Origin of the sequence: Flavobacterium ginsenosidimutans (assembly GCF_003254625.1) — a bacterium.
In the GTDB taxonomy this organism is placed as follows: domain Bacteria; phylum Bacteroidota; class Bacteroidia; order Flavobacteriales; family Flavobacteriaceae; genus Flavobacterium; species Flavobacterium ginsenosidimutans.
In genome coordinates this window covers 12,823-34,106 of record NZ_QJRJ01000076.1, presented here as the reverse complement: position 1 = coordinate 34,106, position 21,284 = coordinate 12,823, and the positions used below count along the sequence as shown (strand labels likewise).

The following is a 21,284-nucleotide window of genomic DNA, read 5'->3' as shown; positions in this document are numbered from 1 at the left end:
ATGAAGTGCACAAGCGATGGTATTAATAAGATTAAACTAAATTAAAAAGTTATATTTTTGTGCTCAACAAATTAAAATTTATAATGGGAATTAGCGGTTTGGTTATTACTTTCAATGAAGAAAAAAACATTGGAAAATGTATAGATGCCTTGTTTAAAGTTTGTGACGAAGTTATTATTGTAGATTCTTTCAGTAAAGATCGTACGGTAGAAATAGCTAAAGAAAAAGGAGCACAAGTTATTCAACAGGCATTTTTAGGAGATGGTCCGCAGCGTACGCACGGATTGCCCTTTTGTAAAAATGACTGGATTTTAAACCTTGATGCAGATGAATTTCTAGACAAAGATGCTGAAGATTTTATTCTAAAGAAAAAATATCTAGAAGGAAATCATGATGCTTTAAGTTTTAGAGTGAAAAACTTTTTAGCTGATAAATTAATTGACTTCTCAGGTTGGTATCCAGATCATAAAGTTCGTTTTTTTAATAAACAAACGGCTCATCCTTCAGAATCTAAAGTGCACCAAAAAATTGTAGCTCAAAATGAGAAAAAAGTTGCAGTTCATATTTTGCATTACGGATGGGATTCTTTTGATCAGATTATTGCTAAAAAGAATCAATATTCTGGATGGCATGCCCAACAATTATATGATCAAGGAAAAAGAATAAATGCTTTTAAACCTGTTCTTAACGGAACTGTAGCTTTTGTTCGTTGCTATTTCTTTAAAAAAGGAATTTTTAATGGACTTGACGGATTGTCAATTGCAATGATTCAAGCTTTTTTCTCTTATATGAAATATGCGAAGCTTATAAAACTGCAAAAAAAGAAATAAGCATTTTAAAAGCTAAGTTTATTATCAATAACTCTTTCGTTAAAGTTTTGAATATAGGCTTTCAAAAAATTTGAAATTTCTATTGTCTTGAATGTATTTTGATTTTGTAAATTAGTTTTTAGTAAAGGATCCTTTTTCCAATTATATAGTCCTATGACCTGATTGTTTGCAAAGGCCAGATAATAATCGTCTTGAACGCAATGATAAATTCCCTGTAAATAGAAGACGGCAAAATTTAGGTTGCTTTTAAAACTTTTTCCAAAACAAATTAGATCTGTTTTTATGCCGAGATAGTCTATTATACTTGGCATAATATCGATCTGTTGAAAGTTCTTTTCGTCTACACCAGAAAAATTTGGATTGCTTGGGTCAAAAAATAAAATTGGAATGTGAAATTTACCAATGATTGTTTTATCTATTTCTGATTCTCCACTAGAGGAAGTATGATCGGCAGAAATTACAAATAATGTATTGTTATACCATTTTTGTTTTTTAGCGTTTTCAAAAAAAAGTTTTAGAGAGTAATCAGTATACGCTATACTTTCCTGAACGACTGTTGTTCCTTTAGGAAATTTATCTTTGTATCGCTCTGGTATTTTGTATGGATTATGAGAAGAAATGGTAAAAATAGTGCTAAAGAAAGGTTCTTTAAAACTAGATAATTTACCAGCAAAAAACTGTAAAAATTCTTCATCAAAAATTCCCCATTTTCCATCAAAAGCTTCGGTACCGATATATTCGTCTTTGCCAAAGTATTTTTCAAATCCTGCAGCTTTTGCATATTGATCAAAATTTTGGCTTCCGTTAAAAGCACCGTGGAAAAAAGAAGTTTCATAGCCTTCTTTTTTTAGAATCTTGGGCAAACTATTCGTTTTGTCCAAAGAATAGCTAGAAATGATAAAAGAATTATTCATTAAACTAGGTATGCTCGAAATAATTGAAGGAACAGCGTCTATAGATACTTTTCCGTTGGCAAAACCATTTTTAAAATAATAAGATTTTGTTATCAGCGAATCTAAAAAAGGAGTTTGTTTTTTGCTGATATTTTCATGGCCAAAACTTTCCAGAATAATGATTACAACATTTTTTTTGTTTACCGTTTCTGTGCCTTTAAAAGATAAGATTGGTTTGTAGATCGAGTCAAGATGTTTTTTGTCAAAATAATTTACTTTGTCAATATCTTCTTTTTGAGATATTGTTTTTAATATACAGAAAGGTGTATTTAAGATAAGCGGAGCATTATTGAGAGAACTATATTTGGCTGCATCTACAATTCGAAGAGGTTTTTTTTGAAATCCTCCACGACCGACTATTAGCAATAGAAAAACTGAGGTTAAAAAATAAAAAGATTGTTTTAGGAACTTTTCTTTTGTGAAACTTTTTATCTCGTTTTTGTTCTTAAAATTTGGGATTGATTTCCAAAAAAGAATGCTAAGAATTGTAAATAATAATGGGATATACCAAAATTCTTTTATAAAAGAAAGAAGCAGGCCTAAAGCTTCTTTTTCCATTCCTTTCGCAGTAATCATGCTAAAAGTGCTTCTTCTCCCCGTAAATCGGAAATATATAATATCAATTAGATTCGCTGCTATGAACAGAAGATTGATTAAATAGAAAGAAATTTTTAATACGGTTTGATAGGTTTCGCGATACTTAAAGTTTCCTGGAATTGCATGTGCTATTAAGAAAATAAAAGTTATATATGAAATCGCTGAAAGGTCAAACAAAACACTTCCTAAAATATTTTGAGCTGTTATGTGGTCAAAATATTTAGTATTCAAAACATAAAAAAAGATATTGCAAATTTGATAAATTAAAAAAATTATGAAATATCGATAAAGGAATAACTTTAAGCTAAATGTATAGTTTTTCATTAAAAAGGCATGTAAATAAATCATCTTCTTGTCTTTAGAAGATTTTTTAAAAATGCAAATTTAGAACAATTTTCTTACTTTTTATTATTTGTAAGATTTTTATTTAATTATTTAGAAAAGGTATAAAAAAAGGGCGGTTTTTACCGCCCTCATAATATTATAATTTTTTAAATCTATACAGCAACATCGTATTCACGAAGTGCATTGTTTAAAGAAGTTTTTAAATCTGTAGATGGTTTACGAGTTCCAATAATTAATGCACAAGGAACTTGGTATTCTCCAGCAGCAAATTTCTTAGTATAGCTTCCAGGAATAACAACAGAACGAGCAGGAACGAAACCTTTCATTTCAACTGGCTCATCGCCTGTAACATCAATAATTTTAGTCGATGCTGTTAAACATACATTAGCTCCAAGAACCGCTTCTTTGCCAACGTGAACACCTTCAACAACAATACAACGAGAACCAATAAAAGCACCGTCTTCGATAATAACTGGAGCAGCTTGTAATGGCTCAAGAACTCCACCAATACCAACACCACCACTTAAGTGAACATTTTTACCAATTTGAGCACAGCTTCCTACAGTTGCCCAAGTGTCAACCATTGTTCCTTCGTCAACATAAGCACCAATGTTTACGTAACTTGGCATCAAGATAACACCGCTTGAGATGTAAGCTCCATAACGAGCAACAGCATTTGGCACTACACGGATTCCTTTTTCAGCATAATTTCTTTTTAGCAACATTTTGTCGTGGTATTCAAAAATACCAGATTCCCATGTTTCCATTTTTTGAATTGGGAAGTACATTACAACTGCTTTCTTAACCCATTCGTTTACTTGCCATTTGTCACCAACTGGTTCTGCAACACGTAATTTTCCTGCGTCTACCAATTCGATAACTTCTCTAATGGCATCAGTTGTAGTTTTTTCTTGTAATAAAGCTCTGTTTTCCCAAGCTTGTTCAATTATAGTCTGTAAAGAATTCATACGTTTAAATTTTTGGCAAAGATAACGTATTTGTAGAAATGCAAAAAAGCAAAACGGATCGAAAATGTTACAGGTTTAACTTTTTGTTTCTTATTTGTAAAACTTTAAAAAAGCCATTCGGTTTGAAATGTATTTAATTACTCCTAAAAGTTTTTTTTATGTCAAAATATGACAAAAGTCAGGCTTTGTGTTTTTTCTTCGCTTTAATTTCGCAGTGTTGATCAACATTCCATTCCATAAAATAATCATATAAGCAGTAAAATATGAATCAAGAAAATCACCTTCAAAACAGAGTAATCATTGATAAAGAAGTAAGCTGGGATAAAACTCAGGTTATTATGAGTAAAACAAACGCTTTCGGTATTATCGAATATGCAAACGAAGTGTTTGTAGATGTTTGTGGTTACGAAGACTATGAATTAATGGGGCAGCCTCATAATATCATACGCCATCCAGATATGCCAAAAGTTATTTTTAAAGTGCTTTGGGAAAATCTTAAAAACGGGAAAAACTTTCATGCTATTGTAAAAAACCTTGCAAAGTCTGGAAGATACTATTGGGTAATTACAGATTTTGAAATTGCCCGCGACGAAAATGACGTTATTGTAAATTATTTCGGAAGAAGACAAGCAGTACCGCAAGAAGTAATTGCGATGCATATTGAGCCTTTGTATAAAAAATTATTACAGATCGAAGCAGCAAGCGGAGTTGAATTTAGCGAAAAATACCTAATAGGATTCTTAGAAGAAAAAAAGAGAACTTATGTTGAATATATTAAGGAGCTGATTTACGAACATGAAAAATCACAATCTAAGTTCGCGAATTATAATGAGGAAGAAGATGCAGGTGAAGAAGAACATAAAGGTTTTTTCGGACGATTGTTCGGAAGATAAATTGAGTTATTTTTTAGGTTTGAATATTTGGATAAAAGTCCGTCTTGAATTTTCAGGGCGGATTTTTTTGTTTTTAAGTTTAATTTAAAAAACATGAATTTAAAAAGGTTTATATTTGTATGTAAAATGAAAGTATCATGGAAGCGATTAGATTAGAATTTCAGCCAGAAATTAGAGAGAAAGTACTTAAGTTATTAAGTGAGTTTTCTCCTAGTGAATTGACAATTATTGAAGAAGATTCTGATTTTGAAAATGATAAAAAAAAAGTGCATGCAGCTTATGCTAAATTAAAAAGTGGTAATGAAAAGTTGTATTCAATAGATGAAGCTGATTCAATTTTAGACAATACATTTTCGGAATATGACAATTAAAATTTCGAATGAATTTTTAAAATTATTAAAAGAACAAGTTCATTATATTTATAAAGATAAACCTGGAGCAGCACTAAAGTTTAGGAAAGATTTGCTTAGAAATATTAAAAAAGATTTAAAACATCCTTTTCTCTTTAAAAAATCAAGATATTTTGATGATGAAAATATTAGGGATTATGTTTTTAAAGGTTACGTTTCTGTTTATGAAGTTGATACCGATAAAAACATTGTTTTCATTTTCGGTTTTATAAAATATAAAGACTCTCTTTAAAGATTATAATTTTACTTTCTAAATCTTTTATAAAAATTTCAAAATATGCCAAGAATCCTCTCAATAGATTACGGACAAAAACGTACAGGAATTGCTGTTACAGACGAAATGCAGATTATTGCTTCAGGTCTAACAACGATTCCTACTCATACTTTGATTGACTTTTTGAAAGATTATTTTGCTAAAGAAAAAGTCGAGGCGGTTTTAATTGGCGAACCAAAACAGATGAACGGACAGCCTTCAGAAAGTGCTTCTGTAATTAACGGCTTTGCAACTCATTTCTCAAATATTTTTCCAGACATGAAAGTGATTAGAGTTGATGAGCGTTTTACTTCGAAAATGGCATTTCAAACTATGATCGACAGCGGTTTAAGCAAAAAGCAACGTCAGAATAAAGGGTTAATAGACGAAATTTCTGCTACAATTCTGCTTCAAGATTATCTTTCCGCAAAAAAATAACGCTGTTCGCCGAATTTTTTATTTATAATTTAATGGTTTTTAGAAAATCCTAACTTTTATCCTGTAAAAATTAGTTTTTTTTTGCAATTAAAAAAGTACCTTTGCACTTTAAATAAAAATACTGTTATGCCTGACGAAACCATACGTTCAAATAGTGATGTAGTACTCATTGGCGCTGGAATAATGAGTGCCACTCTCGGAGTAATTTTGAAAGAATTACAACCAGATATAAAAATTGAAATTTACGAAAGATTAGATGTTGCCGCAGCTGAAAGTTCTGATGCTTGGAATAATGCAGGAACCGGACATTCTGCTTTTTGTGAATTAAATTATACTCCAGAAAAGGCAGACGGCAGTATCGATCCTAAAAAAGCAATTAGCATTGCAGAATCATTTGAGATTTCTCGCCAATTTTGGTCTTATTTAGTACAGCAAAACAAAGTGCCTTCTCCGGATAATTTTATCAAAAGCGTGCCTCATATGAGTTTTGTGTGGGGAGATAAAAACGTAGATTATTTAAAAAAGAGATTCGAAGCGCTTCAAAGCAATCCGATTTTCTCTGAAATGACTTTCAGTACCGATTTTGAGCAGCTTCAAAAATGGATGCCATTGGTAATGGAAGGAAGAAATGCTGATGAAAAATTAGCAGCAACGCATATGGAAATTGGTACCGATGTGAATTTTGGTGCTTTAACAAGAAGTATGTTCAATTACTTAGAAAAACTTGATGGTGTTTCTTTGTTCTTCAATCATGAAGTTAAAAAACTAAGACAACGTGAGGATAAATCTTGGAGAATTAAAATTAAAGATTTGTCTACTGGAAATACTCGCAAAGCATATACAAAATTTGTATTTATTGGAGCAGGTGGAGGTTCATTGCCTTTATTAGAAAAAGCAAATGTACCAGAAGGACATGGATATGGCGGTTTCCCAGTAAGCGGACAATGGCTAAAATGTACAAATCCTGAGGTAATTGCAAAACACGCAGCAAAAGTGTACGGGAAAGCGAGTGTTGGAGCTCCGCCAATGTCTGTTCCTCACATCGATACTCGTGTAATTGACGGTGAAAAAGCACTTCTTTTTGGACCTTTCGCAGGATTCTCGACTCGTTTCTTAAAAAATGGTTCTTATTTAGATTTGCCTTTGTCTATTAAACGTAACAATTTAATTCCGATGCTGGCTGCAGGATATCACAATATTCCATTAACGAAATATTTAATTGAGCAGGTTCGTCAGTCTCCAAAAGACAGAATGAAAGCTTTACGCGAATATCTTCCAACAGCACGTTCAAAAGATTGGAAATTAGAAAAAGCAGGACAACGTGTTCAAGTGATTAAAAAAGATGAAAAAGAAGGCGGGGTTCTGGAATTTGGTACAGAAGTAATTAATACACATGATGGAACTTTGGCAGTTTTACTAGGTGCTTCTCCTGGTGCTTCTACAGCTGTAGCAATTATGGTTGATCTAGTTAGCAGATGTTTTACAAATCAAATTAAAACACCTGAGTGGCAAGCTAAATTAAAAACAATGATTCCTTCTTACGGACAAACTTTAAATGACAAACCCGAGCTTTTGGCAGAGCTTAGAAAACATACAGCAGATGTTTTAAAACTAAATTAAGTTTTAGTTTTAAAATATTAGAATAAAAAACAAATCCAGATGAATTAATCTGGATTTGTTGCTTTTAGGTCGGTTGTGTTTTTTAGAATTTTTTCAGCCAGATTACTCATCCAGATCAATTGCTCAATTACCATTTGCGCTTCCTGCATTTTGGCTTGACGCGTTTCTTTGTCTAAATCATCATCTTCGGCCAAACGTGTAAAATGCCTACGTTTTAATTCTTCAAATTGCAAAGTCACATCTTCTTTTTCAAAAAAAGTATCTTGTATTATAACTTCATTTCTTAAAACAGAAATCGAATGATCTAAATTGGCCAAAATAGTCTTGATGATATAATTAAAAGAGTCAGAAGCAGAAGTTGTTTGGTGTGATTGAATATAAGTCGAAAGTGATGCCAAAGCAGACAATAAAGAGTGATTTAAAACCACCAATTTATTGACCAAAGGCATTGTTTTTTGTTTTGATTTTGGCTCCTGCATCATGCGCTGAAAAGAGGTCATTAAATTTCCTATTTCAACAAAAGCATTTTTTCTTGCCAATCGATAAGAAGTTGGAACTTCTCCTTTTTTATTATAAAAGTCTGCAATTTCTTTTAAATAATTTCGGTTAGCCCGAATTGAATTTTCAATATGAATTGGCGTATTAATAAATTCCCAAGCTGGCCACAAAAATTGATTGGCTATAAAAGCTAAAATCGCTCCTGCAAGTGAATCTAAAATTCTGTATTGAATTACTTCATTGATATTTGGCGTAAGAATTCCGTAAATAAAAACCACATACATTGTAACAAATGTTGCGCTGACTTTATAGTTAATTTGGGTAAAGGAAATTCCCAAAAGCATACATACAATAGAGAAAATGCTTAATGCTACGTGATTCTGAATAACCGATACAATTCCGAAAGCTAAAAATCCTCCTAAAACAGTTCCGAACATTCTATTGTACGATCGTTCTTTTGTTAATCCGTAACCAGGACGCATGATAACAACAATCGTGAGCAGAATCCAATATACATTTTGAAAAGGCAGAACTTGTCCGAGGAAAAATCCAATTAGAATTGTAATAGTTAATCTTATCGAATGCCTGAAAATAGAAGAAGAATAACTTAAATTCTCAATCAAAGTCCGAATTGGATAATATTGTGGCGTTAGGAATTTTTCAAGCTCTTTATCTTTGTCTTTTAATTTATAAGACTGCATTGCCAAAGAAAGTGCACGCTGGATAGTTTTAATTTTTCCAACTTGATTTTTGGCATATTTCAGCATATTCGTCAGCATTAGAACACCTTCTGCAGCTTCTTCTTTTCCTAATGTTTTTTCGTAATCAAAAATGGCAAACTCAAGAGCGTCTAATTCGTTTTTCAAATCATGCTTGTCAACATAAACACTAATGTGGCTTACATTTTTTGAAAGTTTTTTTAAAGTAGAGGCTAATTTGTAAGCAACATTTTGATACGTTCTTAAAACATCAGGATGTTTAGCAAATTTCTCGTGAAGTTTCTCGTGATCAAATGAAGTATACAGAGCAAGTTCTTGAATTTCAACTAATGTAATAAAAACCAAAAGCATTTTTCTATTCTGGCTTGTAGTTCCAGAAGCATTCTGGTTTCCAATCAGCATTTTTCTTAGATCTTCATGAATTAGATTTAATTCTACCTGAATTGCCAATTGTTTTTCAATAATAGCTTCTCTGTTGGCTTCAGGACTCCATAAATCACCTCTTAATTTAAGATATTTGGCGGTAAGTTTTATTCCTTCGGCAATTTGCAATTCTACATATTTATAAGGCTGTACAAAATGAAATACAAGCGATACTATTAAATACAGAATTCCACCAATAAAGATAAAACCAGAATATTCAAAAGCTGCCCAGCCTTCGTGCAAATGTCCAAATGAAAGTGAAATCGATAATAAAGCAGAAAACGAAATTAAAGTTGCTCGCTGCCCGTAAACCGAAATCATAGAGCATAAAAACAATAGAAACCCTAAAAAGATATAAAATAGAAAAGGATACGGATAAACAAGATTGACCAAAAGATTTACTCCTGAAACAATGAAAGAAGCCGCGATTAATCCTTTGATCTTATGGCTTAAAGAACTTGGAATGTCACTGGGATAAGTATAAAAAGCTCCCAATGCAATAGTAAAACCAATTTCAAAATGACCCAAAAAATTTAAAACTAAAACAGGAACAACAGATGCAATAGTTACTTTAGAAGCATTGAGAAAGGAAGTGCTGTTTGTAAATTTTGAAATTTTATCAATCATAAAGAGAGGTTTACTAGCAAAGGTAAGAATTGTACGAGTGATTTTGGCATAATTATAGCTGAGATTTTTAACGGCTGGGGAAAAAATATGATATAATAGACCAATAGAATTATTCATTGACTATTTTTTACTATTTTTGCCAGCTGAAATATCAGAACTTTGGTTCTGTTTTTACAGCTTAAAAATATAAACAAAAACAAATGATTTTACCAATTGTAGGATACGGTGATCCTGTTTTGAGAAAAGTAGGGCAAGATGTTACACCTGAATATCCAAATCTAAAAGAAACGATCGCAAATATGTACGAGACGATGTACAATGCGTATGGAGTTGGACTTGCAGCACCGCAGGTTGGACTGCCTATTCGTTTGTTTGTTATAGATACAACGCCTTTTAGTGATGATGAGGATCTTCCTTCAGAAGAACAAAAAGATTTGAAAGGTTTCAAAAAGACTTTTATAAATGCTAAAATCGTTAAGGAAGAAGGAGAAGAGTGGGGATTTAACGAAGGTTGTTTGAGTATTCCAGATGTACGTGAAGACGTGTACAGAAAACCAACTGTTACAATCGAATATTGTGAAGAAGATTTCGTAATGAAAACGGAAGTATTCGACGGATTAATCGCGAGAGTTATTCAGCATGAATATGACCACATTGAAGGAATTTTATTTACAGATAAAATTTCATCTCTTAAAAAACGTTTAATACAAAAGAAATTGAAAAATATTTCTGAAGGGAAAACGTTTCAGGAATATAGAATGAAGTTCTTTGGAGCAAAAAAAGGAAGATAAGTTTTCTAAATACTTAGAAACAAAAAATAAATAAAATTCTTAATACTAATTTTAATAAAAATGAATTTAACGAAAATTTTAGCCATTTCAGGAAAACCAGGTTTATACGAATTAAAAGTACAAACTCGTACAGGTTTTGTGGCGGAATCATTAATTGATGGGAAGAAGATTACTGTAAATCTAAAAAGCAATGTAAGTTTATTGTCTGAAATTTCGATTTATACTTATGAAGGTGAAAAACCGTTAACTGAAGTAATGCAGCAGATTGCCGTTAAAGAAAATAAAGGACAAGCTATTTCTCATAAAGAAGATAACGCTACTTTGTCTGCATATTTCAAACAAATTCTTCCAGATTATGACGAAGAAAGAGTTTATCCATCAGATATCAAAAAAGTATTAAACTGGTACAATACTCTTCAAGCAAAAGGTTTGGTTACAGATTTAGCTCCAGCAGTTGAAGAGCCAAAAGAAGAAGCTCCAGTTGCTGCAGAAAAACCAAAAAAAGCTCCAGCAGCAAAGAAAGCAAAAGCTAAAAAAGAAGAAGAATAAAACAATTCTTTTTGAATATATAATATCCTGTTAAGATGTTTTCTTGACAGGATTTTTTAATTTTACAATATCGAGTTTAAATCTAAAGAACTTCAAGATGAATAGAGAAAACCAGTTAAAAGCATTTGAGAGATTATTAAATATCATGGATGAACTTCGTGAACAATGTCCGTGGGATAAAAAACAAACCCTTCAGACATTGAGACATTTAACAATCGAAGAAACGTACGAATTGGGCGATGCTATTTTGGATAATGATTTAAATGAAGTTAAAAAAGAATTAGGAGATTTACTGCTTCATATTGTGTTTTATGCTAAAATAGGCAGTGAGACCAATGATTTTGATATTGCTGATGTTTGCAATGAAATCTGCGATAAGCTAATTCACCGTCATCCTCATATTTATGGTGATGTTAAAGTGGAAAATGAAGAAGAAGTAAAACAAAACTGGGAAAAACTAAAACTAAAAGAAGGCAAAAAATCAGTTTTGGAAGGAGTTCCAAGAAGTCTTCCAGCTTTGGTTAAAGCAAGTAGAATTCAAGATAAAGTAAAAGGTGTAGGTTTTGACTGGGAACAACCACACCAAGTTTGGGATAAAGTACAGGAAGAATTACAAGAACTTCAAGAAGAAGTAAAATCTGGAAATCAAGATAAAATCGAAGACGAATTTGGAGATGTCTTATTTTCAATGATTAACTACGCAAGATTCTTAAATGTAAACCCAGAAGATGCTTTAGAACGAACCAATAAAAAATTCATTAAACGTTTTCAATACTTAGAAAGCAAAGCAAACGAATTAGGAAAACCGTTAATGGATATGACGCTTACAGAAATGGATGTTTTCTGGAATGAAGCCAAAAAGCTTTAATTATCAGCTAATTTCTTTAAAGCACGAACATCTTTAAGCAGGATTTTTTTACCTACTAATTCAATCAATCCTAATTTATTAAAATCAGAAAGGAGACGAATACAGCTTTCAGTTGCCGTACCAATAATTCCTGCCAGTTCTTCTCTAGTTAATTGAACTTTAAGTGTTTTATCAGTGTCTTCGCCAAAAGCATCATGCAGATGAAGTAAAGTTTCGGCAAGTCTCTGTTTAACTGTTTTTTGAACTAAAGCAATTTTCTCATTTTCAGATTCCTTTAAATCTTCGCAGACAGACTGCATCATATTTAAAGAAAATTGATTGTTAGTATTAAAGAAATTGATGATTTCGGTTTTAGGTATAAAACAAACCTCCATGTCGGCAATCGCTTTTGCAGTCAAGTTTGCTGGTTCGTTACTAATCATAGAACGCTGTCCAAGAAGTTCACCAGATTTTACCAATTTTACAATTTGGTCTTTCCCGTTTGCACTCAATTTTGAAAGTTTACCAACGCCATCTTTCACACAAAAAACTCCATTGGTCACTTCGCCCTCTTCAAAAATGGCTTCACCTTTTTTAATTTTGTAAGTAGTTTTACTGCTGGCTAATTTTATAACTTCTTCTTTGTTAAGGGCTTTTAATGAGCTTAGCTGGCGTACAATACATTGATCACATTTGTTCATGACAATAGTTATTTGCTGCAAAAATAAGGATATTTAAGGTTTTGAAGCAGCATTACGCGGTAAAATTATAATAAAATAAGGTACATCTTAATTTGGACTCTTTTATTTTATTAAATTAGAATTCAATTTCAATATAACATGACAATTATCATCTTAATAATTGTGCTTTAATTGGAAATTTGCGACAAATAAAAACAAGTTTATGAGGGAGCAAAGTTGTTTTCATTGTGGTTTATCTATTGAACAAAATGAAGAAATTGAGTTTGATGATAAGAAGTTTTGTTGTACAGGCTGTAAAACGGTTTACGAAATTTTCAGCATTAACGATTTAACCTCTTATTACGACTTCGAGAAATCGCCTGGTGCCACACCACAAGACATCAAAGGCAAATATGATTTTTTAGAAAACGAAGCTATACTTTCTAAAGTTTTAGAATTTCAGGAAGGAAACACAGCAATCGTTTCTTTAAATATTCCGCACATTCACTGCAGTTCTTGTATTTGGATTTTGGAGAATCTAAATCGTCTTCAAGCAGGAATTAGCACTTCACAAGTTAATTTTCATGAAAAAAGAGTTCGAATTACGTTTAATTCAGATGTTGTTTCTTTAAAAGAAATTGTTTATCTGTTAAGTTCTATTGGTTACGAACCTTATATAAGTCTAGAAAATTACGGAACAGCAAAAGCTAAAGTAGACAGAAGTCTAACCTATAAATTGGGTGTTGCATTCTTTTGTTTTGGAAATATTATGTTGCTTTCATTTCCAGAATATTTCGAAATGAAGGAATTCTGGTTGGATAGTTATAAGCCGTTTTTCAGATTACTGATTTTCATTTTAGCGTTGCCAAGTTTCTTGTACTCAGCAAGCGGATATTATGTTTCTGCTTATCATAGCATTAGAACCAGAATGCTTAACATTGATATTCCGATTGCTTTAGGTATTATCGTGATGTTTATTCGCAGTACATATGATATGCTAATGGATCACGGTCCGGGATTTTTTGACAGTTTAGCCAGTTTAGTATTTTTTATGCTTCTTGGTAAAATGTTCCAAATTAAAACGTATAGTTTTTTAAGCTTCGAAAGAGATTTTAAATCCTATTTCCCGATTGCTGTTACTAAAATTAATAAAGATGCTACCGAAGATAATGTCGCTATTTATGATGTTTTAAAAGGAGATCGATTATTGATTCGAAATCAAGAGCTTATACCAGTTGATGGGATTTTAATTAGCGAAAGCGCGGAAATAGATTATAGTTTTGTGACAGGAGAAGCAGTACCAATTACTAAAAAGTCTGGTGATAAAGTATTTGCAGGAGGAAAACAGATTGGAAAAGTGATAGAAATGGAGGTATTGCATTCTGTTTCTCAAAGTTATTTGACTCAGTTATGGAGTAACGAAATTTTTCAGAAAAAAGTAGACCAGAAACACAAAACCATAACAGATGCAATAAGTCGATATTTTACCCCTATTTTATTGCTAATTGCATTTGCTGGTTTTGGATATTGGATTTTTATTGATGCCAATACTGCTTTTAATGTTTTTACAGCGGTTTTAATTGTGGCCTGCCCTTGTGCTTTGGCTCTTACCGCTCCGTTCACTTTTGGAAATATATTACGAATTTTAGGAAAAAAGAAATTTTATTTGAAAAATGCGATTGTAATTGAACAGCTAGCTAAAGTTGATACGATTGTTTTTGATAAAACAGGGACAATTACAACTAACAAAAAATCGAATATACTATATGAAGGAAATCCTATTTCAGATTCAGACATTGTATTGATTAAAAATGTATTACGAGGTTCAAACCATCCATTAAGCCGAATGCTTTATGATTTTCTGCCAGAAGCTAAACGTATCGCCGTAGAAGAGTTTCAAGAGATTACGGGAAAAGGAATTTTGGCAACTATTGAGGAAAAAGAAATTAAAATTGGTTCAGGTCAATTTGTAAATGATATAGTTGCAGATGTTTCAGAAATTGAAAAAACAGCATTGCATATCAAAATAGGAGAGGTTTATTTTGGAAAATTTACTTTTCAAAATCAATATCGAGAAGGTTTAGAAAAACTTTTTGAAGATCTGAGTAAAGCTTATAAAATAAAAGTGCTTTCTGGAGATAATGATGGTGAGAGAGCTAATTTAGAAGCGATTCTTCCAAAAGGAACTGAGCTGATTTTTAATCAGAAACCAGAGCAAAAACTCGAATACATAAAGAAACTTCAAGAAAAAGGGCAAAATGTAATGATGGTTGGTGACGGACTAAATGATGCTGGAGCGCTGGCACAAAGCAATGTCGGGATTTCTATTTCAGAGAATGTGAATGTCTTTTCACCTGCATGTGATGCGATTTTAGATGCATCAGAATTTTCACGTTTAAACTACTTTTTAAAGCTATCTCATAAAGCGATTTCAATTATCAAAATGAGTTTTACTTTATCATTGCTGTACAACGTTGTTGGACTTGCATTTGCGGTTACAGGAAATCTGCTTCCATTGGTTGCAGCTATCATCATGCCGTTAAGCACAATTACGATTGTAAGCTTTGTGACTTTTATGTCTAACTATTTCAGTAACAGAAATTTATAATGATTATAAATTGTAACATAAGATTTTTTTTATAAATTTAACAATCTTTTTGTTTATGATAATTATCATATTTTATGCGCCTTTAACGAAGTAATTTTGTTAATATAAATCTAAGGTATGAGTGTTATTTATCTATTAATTTCAGTAAGTATTTTTGTGGCAATCTGTTTCTTTATTGCCTTTATTATCGCTGTCAAATCTGGACAGTACGATGATGATTATACGCCTTCAGTCAGGATTCTTTTTGATGACGAAACCAAAATTAATTCCCAAAATAATAATTCACCAATCGAAGAAAAACAAGTATAATTATGGAAATGGAACAGTTTTATTACGACAACAAAATTGTAAAAAAATTCATTTACGCCACAATACTCTTTGGTGTTGTGGGTATGTTAGTGGGACTTACCCTTGCGGTAATGTACCTTTTTCCCAACATGACAGATGGGATTTCGTGGCTTAGTTACGGCCGTTTAAGACCGTTACACACCAATGCAGTTATTTTTGCCTTTGTGGGTAATGCTTTCTTTGCCGGTATGTACTACTCACTACAAAGATTGCTAAAAGCCAGAATGTTTAGTGATTTTTTAAGTAACCTTCATTTCTGGGGATGGCAGCTAATTATTGTCGCTGCAGCAATTACACTTCCGTTAGGTTATACTTCTTCTAAAGAATATGCAGAATTAGAGTGGCCAATTGATATTGCTATCGCTTTAATTTGGGTAGTAATGGGAATCAATATGATAGGAACCATGCTGCGTCGTAGAGAGCATCACCTATATGTTGCAATTTGGTTCTATTTAGCAACATTTGTAACGGTAGCGGTACTGCACATTTTTAACAACATTGAAATTCCGGTTTCAGGCTTAAAAAGTTACTCTGTTTATGCTGGTGTTCAAGATGCACTTGTACAATGGTGGTACGGGCACAATGCGGTAGCATTCTTCTTGACAACCCCGTTTTTGGGATTAATGTACTATTTCGTTCCAAAAATTGCAAACAGACCTGTTTATTCATATAGATTATCTATTATTCACTTTTGGTCTTTAATCTTTATATATATCTGGGCTGGACCACACCACTTATTGTATTCTGCATTGCCAAACTGGGCTCAGAATTTAGGAGTTGCATTCTCAGTAATGTTAATTGCTCCATCTTGGGGAGGTATGATCAATGGTCTTCTTACATTAAGAGGAGCTTGGGATAAAGTTCGTGAAGAACCAGTTTTAAAATTCTTCGTAGTAGCGATTACAGGTTACGGTATGGCAACTTTTGAAGGTCCGATGTTATCTTTAAAAAATGTAAATGCTATTGCGCACTATACGGACTGGATCGTAGCACACGTGCACGTAGGAGCTTTAGCTTGGAATGGTTTTATGTCATTTGCTATTATCTATTGGTTGATTCCAAGAATGACAAAATCAGAATTATTCTCTAAGAAATTGGCAAACTTCCATTTCTGGATTGGAACTTTAGGTATTATCGTATATACAATTCCGTTATATGTAGCTGGTTTTCAACAAGCTTCTATGTGGAAACAATTTAATCCAGATGGGACTTTAACTTATGGAAATTTCCTTGAAACGGTAACGGCTATTATGCCAATGTATTGGATGAGAGCTATCGGAGGTACGTTGTACTTAATTGGTATGCTGACATTGGTTTACAATATTATTATGACTGTAAGAGCAGGTCAGACAATTGAAGATGAATTAGCTCAAGCTCCAGCTTTACAAACAATAAAAAGCAGTAGATTAAGTGGAGAGAAATTCCACTCATGGCTAGAAAGAAAACCAATTCAGTTAACCATTTTAGCTACAATCGCAATTTTAATTGGAGGTGTTATTCAGATTGTGCCAACGATTATGGTAAAATCAAATATTCCAACAATTTCAAGTGTAAAACCATATACACCGTTAGAGCTTGAAGGACGCGATTTATACATTAGAGAAGGTTGCGTTGGATGTCACTCTCAATCAGTTCGTCCGTTTAGAAGTGAAGTAGAACGTTATGGAGTTCAATCAAAAGCTGGTGAGTTTGTTTACGACCATCCATTTTTATGGGGATCAAAACGTACAGGTCCAGACTTATTAAGAGTAGGTGGTAAGTACAATGACAATTGGCACTTTAACCACATGTGGAATCCGCAAAGTACATCTGCAGGATCAATTATGCCAGGTTATAAATGGTTATTTGATAATGAACCAATGGACATTTCGTTGACACAAAAGAAAATGCAGGCAATGATTTCATTAGGTGTACCATATTCTCCAGAAGATGTTGCAAATGCACAAAGAACTTTAAGAGAACAAGCAGTTAAAATAGAAAAAAGCTTAGAAAGTGATCCTGATTTCGTGAAGAGTTACGAAGACAGCCGCAAAAAAGCTGCTGCAAAAGGCGAAAAATTCATTCCGATGAACGAAAGAGAAATCGTTGCTTTGATCGCTTATATTCAAAGACTTGGTACTGATATTAAAGTAAAAGAAACTTCAAAATAACAGCATTATGTTTGAACAAATAAAACACAATATGGAAACAATATCGGGTGTAGAATTATACCCGATTATTTCCCTCTTGATTTTCTTCTTCTTCTTTGTAGGATTAGGCGTTTGGGTGTTCTCTTATAGAAAAGAAAAAATTCAAGAAATGAGTAATATACCTTTAGATGAAGGACTTAGTGTAACTACAAAAGATAGATAAAAATGAAAAAGTTTTTCCCAGTATATATTAGAGTACCGTTGATTTTCTTCATCGTATTTGCTTTGATGGAATATTTTATAGATTCAGGCGATAAACCAGCTTTTATAAAATTCCCAATGGTTTCGCTCTTTTTATTTGTCTTTTTGTTTATTCTGATTGCTATCGAAATTACGCTTAGCGCTGTAAATAGAGTGATGTATCAATTATTATCACCAGAAGAGAAAGCACAAAAAGAACTTGAAGAAAGTTTAAGTTTCAAAGAGAGCACTTGGTTCAAAAACTTAATGCACAAATTGACTAAAACGGAGCCAATTGAAAAAGAAGCCGATTTATTGATGGATCATGATTATGACGGAATCAAAGAGTTGGATAATAATTTACCGCCTTGGTGGGTGTATTTATTCTACATCTGTATTCTTTTTGGAGTAATCTATGTCGTTCGTTATGATGTTTTAGGTGCTGACAACCAAGAAATGGAGTTGAAAAAAGAAATGGCGCAGGCAAAAATTGATGTTGAAGAATACATGAAAACTGCACCAGATTTAATGGATGAAAAAACGGTTGTTTTACTTACTGACGAACCAAGTTTAGCCGCAGGAAAAGAAATTTTTACAACCAATTGTGCTGCGTGCCACCGTGCGGATGCAGGAGGACAAATTGGACCAAACCTTACAGATGATAAATGGATTTTAGGTGGAGGAATTAAAAATCTTTTCCACACCATTACAAATGGAGGTAGAGATGGCAAAGGGATGATTGCCTGGAAAGGAACTCTTAAACCAAAAGAAATACAAAAAGTCGCTAGTTATATTCTGTCTTTACAAGGAAGTAATCCTAAAGATCCGAAAGAAGCAGAAGGAGAGGTTTGGGTAGACGATAGCGCTCCTAAAACTGATGCTGCGACTGCACCAAAAGATACCACTGAAGTTAAAAAATAATTAGAATATCATGTCAAATTTACCAGACGAAGCTTTTAGAAATACCATTGGAACAATAGATGAAGGTGGTAAACGGAAATTTATTTTCCCTAAAAAACCGTCTGGTAAATTTTACGATTATAGAAAAATTGTCAGCTATGTTTTATTGGCAATTTTATTCATAAATCCGTTTATTAAAATAAATGGGAATCAGTTTATGATGTTCAATATTATCGAACGTCGTTTTAATATCTTTGGATTCCCTTTTTGGCCACAGGATTTTTATCTCTTCGTAATTTCAATGCTGATCGGTGTTGTATTTATACTCTTATTTACCGTCGTTTTTGGACGAATATTTTGTGGGTGGATTTGTCCGCAGACTATTTTCCTTGAATTGGTTTTCCGTCGAATAGAATATTGGATTGATGGAGACCGTGGCGCACAAACTCGTTTAGCAAAACAAGAATGGAATGGGGAAAAAATTAGAAAAAGACTCACCAAATGGACTATTTTCTTTCTAATTTCTTTTCTTATTGCAAATATATTCTTGGCTTATTTGGTAGGGAGTGATGCTTTATTTTTAATGATTGAGCAAGGTCCAATCGCGCAGGCTAGTAATTTTATTGCACTTCTAATATTTACAGGCGTTTTCTATTTTGTTTTTGTTTGGTTTCGTGAACAGGTTTGTATTATTGCTTGCCCATACGGAAGATTGCAAGGTGTTCTTTTAGATAATAAATCTATAAATGTTGCCTACGATTTTGTTCGCGGTGAAAAAGAAGAAGGCCGTGCAAAATTCAAAAAAAATGAAGATAGAGCATTGACAGGAAAAGGAGATTGTATTGATTGTCTTCAATGCGTTCATGTCTGTCCAATGGGAATTGACATTAGAAACGGAACGCAGTTAGAATGCACAAACTGTACTGCCTGTATAGATGAATGCGATCATATTATGGAATCTGTAGGGTTGCCAAAAGGTCTTATTCGTTATGCTTCTGAAGATGAAATTGCCAAAAAAGAACCTTTCAAATTTACCTCAAGAATGAAAGGATACACAGCTGTCCTCTTTATTCTATTGAGTATTTTTGTTGGAATGCTGTTTTTAAGAACAGATGTACAAGCGGTAGTTTTACGTTTACCAGGTCAGTTGTTTCAACATAATGGGGAAAAAATCAGTAATGTTTACACCTATAAAATTGTAAACAAGACAATGAAAGATTACAATGATATTCATTTCGAATTGATTGATCAAAAAGGAGAAATTAAGAATGTTGGTAAAGAACATTTTAAAGTTGCGAAAGAAGGAATTTCTCAAGGAACTTTGTTTATCGAAATTGATGAAGTTTTATTAGAAAGTGACAAAACAAAAGTAAAAATTGGAGTTTATAATGGTTCTCAACTCCTAGAAACAACAACTACAAATTTCTTAGGACCACGAAGTTTTAATTAAAATAATTATTATGAAAATTAATTGGGGAACAGGAATCGTCATTGCATTTGCATTGTTTATGACATTTATTTTATATTTTGTTTTTGAAGTGCAATCAAATTCTAAATACGATAACGATTTGGTTGTTGAAGAATATTACAAACACGACACGCATTTTCAGGAAGAAATGGCTAGAATTCAAAATGCTCACGATTTACAGCACAAACCATCAATAAAATATACTGAGGATGGTGTAGCAGTAACATTTCCTGCAGGATTTGAAAGTGATAAAGTGAAAGGAAATATCTTGCTGTATAGACCTTCAAATAAGAAATTTGATTTTAATACTCAAATTGCTTTAAGCAATTCATCAATATTGATTCCGCAGAAAAAACTAATAAAAGGCCGTTGGGATGTGAATATGGAATGGCAATATGAAGGAAAAAAATATCTCACTAAAGAAGTTATTTACGTAAACTAAATCAAAATGTTATTCTCAGCTTTCTTTTTAGGTTTGATCAGTAGTCTGCATTGTGTTGGAATGTGCGGGCCAATTGCCATGATGCTTCCTGTAGACAGGCAAAATGAAGCTAAAAAGGTAACGCAAATTATGACGTATCATTTTGGTCGTTTAACAGCTTATGCTTCAATCGGGTTAATTTTTGGATTACTTGGAAGAGGTTTTTTCCTGGCAGGATTACAACAGAAAATGTCAATTATTATTGGTGTAATAATGATTATTGTGGTTTTAATTCCAGAGAAGAAATTTGCTCAATACAATTTTTCTAAACCTGTTTACAGAATCATTTCAAAAATAAAAACCAACCTTGGAAGTCAATTTAAAAATAAAAGCTATAAATCTCTTTTTACAATTGGTCTTTTGAATGGTTTTCTTCCTTGCGGAATGGTTTATGTTGCATTATTTGGAGCAATTGCTATGCAAAGTGCTGGCTACGGAGTTCTTTATATGCTTTTATTCGGAATAGGAAGTATTCCGTTAATGACAATTGTAGTTTATGTAAACACGTTATTGAGATTGCCATTTCGAAATAAAATTCAGAAAGCAATTCCGTATGTAGCGGTTGTAATTGGGGTTTTATTTATCCTTCGCGGATTAGGATTAGGAATTCCTTATATTTCACCTTCGAACATGAGTTTATTTGTACAGCAGACTCCAAACTGCCACTAA

The 21,284-nt window shown here is 32.6% G+C and carries 21 protein-coding genes; 17 read left to right on the top strand and 4 right to left on the bottom strand.

Annotated features, from left to right (window positions below; genetic code table 11):
• Window positions 1-83: 83 nt before the first annotated feature.
• The gene (locus DM444_RS10915; protein ID WP_111286518.1) at window positions 84-830 is read left to right on the top strand and encodes a glycosyltransferase family 2 protein; all 747 of its coding nucleotides are present in this window, start codon (window positions 84-86) and stop codon (window positions 828-830) included.
• Between the two features lie 5 nt (window positions 831-835).
• On the opposite strand, the gene DM444_RS10910 is transcribed toward DM444_RS10915, so the two are convergent.
• Together DM444_RS10910 and DM444_RS10905 are read right to left on the bottom strand one after the other, a co-directional pair.
• Window positions 836-2,611, bottom strand: a complete 1,776-nt coding sequence (locus DM444_RS10910) for an LTA synthase family protein (RefSeq protein ID WP_239455661.1) — start codon at window positions 2,609-2,611, stop codon at window positions 836-838.
• 266 nt (window positions 2,612-2,877) lie between these two features.
• Window positions 2,878-3,693 carry a 2,3,4,5-tetrahydropyridine-2,6-dicarboxylate N-succinyltransferase gene (locus DM444_RS10905; protein WP_111286516.1) on the bottom strand — a complete coding sequence of 272 codons (816 nt, stop codon included), beginning with the start codon at window positions 3,691-3,693 and terminating at the stop codon, window positions 2,878-2,880.
• A gap of 263 nt (window positions 3,694-3,956) precedes the next feature.
• Between DM444_RS10905 and DM444_RS10900 the strand changes: the two genes are divergently transcribed.
• The 5 genes from DM444_RS10900 (at window position 3,957) to DM444_RS10880 (ending at window position 7,307) form a co-directional block, all read left to right on the top strand.
• Entirely contained in the window at window positions 3,957-4,586 is a 630-nt protein-coding gene (locus tag DM444_RS10900; RefSeq protein ID WP_111286514.1) for a PAS domain-containing protein, read from the top strand.
• 137 nt (window positions 4,587-4,723) lie between these two features.
• A complete protein-coding gene (locus DM444_RS10895) occupies window positions 4,724-4,957 on the top strand; it encodes a hypothetical protein (RefSeq protein WP_111286512.1) in 234 nt (77 codons plus the stop codon).
• Window positions 4,947-5,228: a type II toxin-antitoxin system RelE/ParE family toxin gene (locus DM444_RS10890; RefSeq protein WP_111286511.1), complete on the top strand. Its 282-nt coding sequence runs from the start codon at window positions 4,947-4,949 to the stop codon at window positions 5,226-5,228. Before DM444_RS10895 ends, DM444_RS10890 begins: the two co-directional genes overlap by 11 nt.
• A gap of 45 nt (window positions 5,229-5,273) precedes the next feature.
• Complete coding sequence (gene ruvX / locus DM444_RS10885; RefSeq protein ID WP_111286510.1) at window positions 5,274-5,687, top strand: Holliday junction resolvase RuvX; 414 nt, start codon at window positions 5,274-5,276, stop codon at window positions 5,685-5,687.
• 126 nt (window positions 5,688-5,813) lie between these two features.
• The gene (locus tag DM444_RS10880) at window positions 5,814-7,307 is read left to right on the top strand and encodes a malate:quinone oxidoreductase (RefSeq protein WP_111286508.1); all 1,494 of its coding nucleotides are present in this window, start codon (window positions 5,814-5,816) and stop codon (window positions 7,305-7,307) included.
• 44 nt (window positions 7,308-7,351) lie between these two features.
• Here DM444_RS10880 and DM444_RS10875 read toward each other — a convergent pair whose 3' ends face one another.
• On the bottom strand, window positions 7,352-9,574 hold the full coding sequence (locus DM444_RS10875; protein WP_111286506.1) for an FUSC family protein: 2,223 nt from the start codon (window positions 9,572-9,574) through the stop codon (window positions 7,352-7,354).
• A 200-nt stretch (window positions 9,575-9,774) separates the two neighbouring features.
• On the opposite strand from DM444_RS10875, the gene def reads away from it, so the two are divergent.
• The 3 genes from def (at window position 9,775) to mazG (ending at window position 11,782) form a co-directional block, all read left to right on the top strand.
• The gene (gene def, locus DM444_RS10870; RefSeq protein WP_111286504.1) at window positions 9,775-10,365 is read left to right on the top strand and encodes a peptide deformylase; all 591 of its coding nucleotides are present in this window, start codon (window positions 9,775-9,777) and stop codon (window positions 10,363-10,365) included.
• A gap of 60 nt (window positions 10,366-10,425) precedes the next feature.
• Window positions 10,426-10,914, top strand: a complete 489-nt coding sequence (locus tag DM444_RS10865; RefSeq protein ID WP_111286502.1) for a DUF5606 family protein — start codon at window positions 10,426-10,428, stop codon at window positions 10,912-10,914.
• 97 nt (window positions 10,915-11,011) lie between these two features.
• Window positions 11,012-11,782, top strand: coding sequence for a nucleoside triphosphate pyrophosphohydrolase (mazG, locus tag DM444_RS10860; RefSeq protein ID WP_111286500.1), 771 nt, complete (start codon window positions 11,012-11,014; stop codon window positions 11,780-11,782).
• Here mazG and DM444_RS10855 read toward each other — a convergent pair.
• A complete protein-coding gene (locus tag DM444_RS10855; protein ID WP_111286498.1) occupies window positions 11,779-12,462 on the bottom strand; it encodes a Crp/Fnr family transcriptional regulator in 684 nt (227 codons plus the stop codon). The two genes, mazG and DM444_RS10855, sit on opposite strands and share 4 nt — an antisense overlap.
• A gap of 202 nt (window positions 12,463-12,664) precedes the next feature.
• Here DM444_RS10855 and DM444_RS10850 point away from each other — a divergent pair, with 202 nt between their 5' ends.
• The 8 genes from DM444_RS10850 (at window position 12,665) to DM444_RS10815 (ending at window position 21,284) form a co-directional block, all read left to right on the top strand.
• Window positions 12,665-15,049 carry a heavy metal translocating P-type ATPase gene (locus DM444_RS10850; protein ID WP_111286496.1) on the top strand — a complete coding sequence of 795 codons (2,385 nt, stop codon included), beginning with the start codon at window positions 12,665-12,667 and terminating at the stop codon, window positions 15,047-15,049.
• A 117-nt stretch (window positions 15,050-15,166) separates the two neighbouring features.
• A complete protein-coding gene (ccoS, locus tag DM444_RS10845) occupies window positions 15,167-15,358 on the top strand; it encodes a cbb3-type cytochrome oxidase assembly protein CcoS (protein WP_111286494.1) in 192 nt (63 codons plus the stop codon).
• A gap of 2 nt (window positions 15,359-15,360) precedes the next feature.
• Window positions 15,361-17,547 (top strand): cytochrome-c oxidase, cbb3-type subunit I, encoded by a 2,187-nt coding sequence (gene ccoN / locus DM444_RS10840; RefSeq protein WP_111286492.1) that lies wholly within the window; start codon window positions 15,361-15,363, stop codon window positions 17,545-17,547.
• A gap of 7 nt (window positions 17,548-17,554) precedes the next feature.
• Window positions 17,555-17,749: a CcoQ/FixQ family Cbb3-type cytochrome c oxidase assembly chaperone gene (locus tag DM444_RS10835; protein WP_111286490.1), complete on the top strand. Its 195-nt coding sequence runs from the start codon at window positions 17,555-17,557 to the stop codon at window positions 17,747-17,749.
• Window positions 17,750-17,751: 2 nt separating this feature from the next.
• Complete coding sequence (locus DM444_RS10830) at window positions 17,752-18,687, top strand: cbb3-type cytochrome c oxidase N-terminal domain-containing protein (protein WP_111286488.1); 936 nt, start codon at window positions 17,752-17,754, stop codon at window positions 18,685-18,687.
• Window positions 18,688-18,697: 10 nt separating this feature from the next.
• Window positions 18,698-20,116 carry a cytochrome c oxidase accessory protein CcoG gene (ccoG, locus tag DM444_RS10825; protein ID WP_111286486.1) on the top strand — a complete coding sequence of 473 codons (1,419 nt, stop codon included), beginning with the start codon at window positions 18,698-18,700 and terminating at the stop codon, window positions 20,114-20,116.
• A 10-nt stretch (window positions 20,117-20,126) separates the two neighbouring features.
• Window positions 20,127-20,576 carry a FixH family protein gene (locus DM444_RS10820; RefSeq protein WP_111286484.1) on the top strand — a complete coding sequence of 150 codons (450 nt, stop codon included), beginning with the start codon at window positions 20,127-20,129 and terminating at the stop codon, window positions 20,574-20,576.
• Window positions 20,577-20,582: 6 nt separating this feature from the next.
• Entirely contained in the window at window positions 20,583-21,284 is a 702-nt protein-coding gene (locus DM444_RS10815) for a sulfite exporter TauE/SafE family protein (RefSeq protein WP_111286482.1), read from the top strand.